Annotated in this window: 1 protein-coding gene; it reads right to left on the reverse strand. The window is 68.8% G+C overall.

Translation table 11 applies throughout. From position 1 onward, the window contains the following. The coding region (locus tag KUF83_RS36100; protein ID WP_217459277.1) for a type I polyketide synthase at positions 1 to 2516 on the reverse strand (2516 nt) is incomplete at both ends.

Below are 2516 nucleotides of genomic sequence, written 5' to 3' on the forward strand. Positions count from 1 at the left end.
CGCATTCAGCGAGAAGGCCACATCAACAACCGACGAACCCGCCGTCTGCTGCTGCGCCAACAACGCCCCCGCCTGCGCCCGCAACGCCCCTGCAGACTTGCCCGACACCACCCACGGCACCGGCAACCCAGCCACGCCGGACTCGACACCAGGCTCCGCAACAGCCTCCGCCGCAGGCTCCTCCACCGGCGCCTGCTCCACGATCACATGCGCGTTCGTACCACTCACCCCGAAGGAGGACACACCCGCTCGCCGCGGACGCCCCATCTCCGGCCACGCCCGCGCCTCCGTCAACAACTCCACCGCACCCGCAGACCAGTCCACATGACTCGACGGCTCACCCACATGCAGGGTCCGGGGCAGGACACCCTCCCGCATCGCCATGACCATCTTGATCACGCCCGCGACACCGGAGGCGGCCTGTGTGTGGCCCACGTTCGACTTGACCGAGCCCAGCCAGAGCGGACGGTCCTCCTCGCGTTCCTGGCCGTACGTCGACAACAGTGCGTGGGCCTCGATCGGGTCGCCAAGGGTCGTACCCGTGCCGTGCGCCTCGACGGCGTCGACCTCAGAGACCGAGAGTCCTGCACTCGCCAGCGCCTGACGGATCACCCTCTGCTGCGAGGGACCATTCGGAGCCGTAAGGCCATTGCTCGCACCGTCCTGATTCAACGCCGAACCACGCACCACGGCCAACACCTGGTGGCCGTTGCGCCGCGCGTCCGACAGCCGCTCAAGGACGAGGACACCCACACCCTCGCCCCAGGCCGTGCCGTCCGCGTCGGCGGAGAACGCCTTGCAGCGGCCGTTCGCGGCGAGGCCGCGCTGGAGGCTGAAGTCGATGAACGTCTCGGGGGTGGACATCACGGTCACACCACTGGCGAGCGCGAGTGAGCACTCCCCCTGACGCAGGGCATGGGCGGCCCAGTGGAGGGCGACCAGCGAGGAGGAGCAGGCCGTGTCGATCGTGACGGCCGGGCCCTCCAGACCCATGGTGTACGCGACACGGCCGGAGACCACGCTGCCGAGGGTGCCGTTGGCGATGTAGCCCTCTACGTCCTCGGAGAGGCGGGCGCTTCCTGTGCCGTAGTCGGTCTGCATGACACCGGCGAAGACGCCGGTCTGGGTGCCGCGCAGGGTGGTCGGGTCGATGCCCGCCCGCTCGATCGCCTCCCACGACGTCTCCAGCAGCAACCGCTGCTGCGGGTCCATGGCGAGGGCCTCACGCGGCGAGATCCCGAAGAAGTCCGGGTCGAACTCCGCCGCATCGTGCAGGAAGCCACCCTCACGTGTGTACGTCCTGCCGGAGACGCCCGGCAGCGGGTCGTAGATGTCGTCGATGTCCCACGCCCGGTTGTCGGGGAAGGGCGTGATGGCATCGGTACCTTCGGACACGAGCCGCCACAGGTCGTCGGGGCTGCGGACGTCGCCGGGGTAGCGGCAGCCCATGCCGACGATCACCACGGGGTCGTCGTCGGTTCCGGTGACCGCGGGCGCCTCGGTCAGCGGCAGCGCGACGTCCGTGACGGCCTCCTCGCCGATCAGGGAGACGATCACGTATTCGGCGAGAGCTTGGGGAGTGGGGTAGTCGAAGATCAACGTGGCCGGCAACCGCAGCCCCGTCTCCGCATTCAACCGATTCCGCAACTCCACCGCGGACAACGAGTCGAAACCGATGTCACTGAACGCCCGACCCGGCTCGATCGCACCCGCACCCTCATGCCCCAGCACCGCCGCCACATGCGACCGCACCAACTCCAACAACACCCGCTCACGCTCATCGGCGCCAAGCAGCGCCAGCCGCCCCGCCAGCGACACCTCCCCGCCACCCGACACAGCAGCACCCACCGCACGCCGCACCGGCCCGCCTACTACCGACCGGAACACCGCGGGCACACCGTCCACCCGCGACCGCAACGCCCCCACATCCAAACGCACCGGCACCACCACCGGCACATCCACACCCAACGCCCCATCGAACAACGCCAGACCCTGCCCCACCGACAGACCCAGCACACCCGACCGGCTCATCCGCGCAACATCACCCTCCCCCAACGCCGCACCCATACCAGTGCCCTCCCACAACCCCCACACCAAGGAGGTCCCAGGAAGTCCCAGCTCACGACGGTGTACCGCCAACGCATCCAAGAACACATTGGCCGCCGCGTAGTTGCCCTGCCCCGCGCCGTCGACCGTCCCCGCCAGCGACGAGAACATCACGAAGGCGGAGAGGTCCAACTCCCGCGTCAGCTCATGCAGATACCACGCCGCATCCGCCTTCGGACCCAGCACACCGTCCAACCGCTCCGGCGTCAGGGACCCCAGCACACCGTCGTCGACCACACCGGCCGTGTGCACCACCGCCGACAATTCCGCACCCAGACCATCCACCACAGCAGCCAACGCGGCACGATCACTCACATCACACGCCACAACCTCCACGTGAGCACCCAACCCGGCCAGCTCAGCCACCAGTTCAACCGCACCCGGCGCATCCTGACCCCGCCGCGACAGCA

The sequence above is a fragment of the Streptomyces sp. BV286 genome (assembly GCF_019090165.1).
GTDB lineage: Bacteria > Actinomycetota > Actinomycetes > Streptomycetales > Streptomycetaceae > Streptomyces.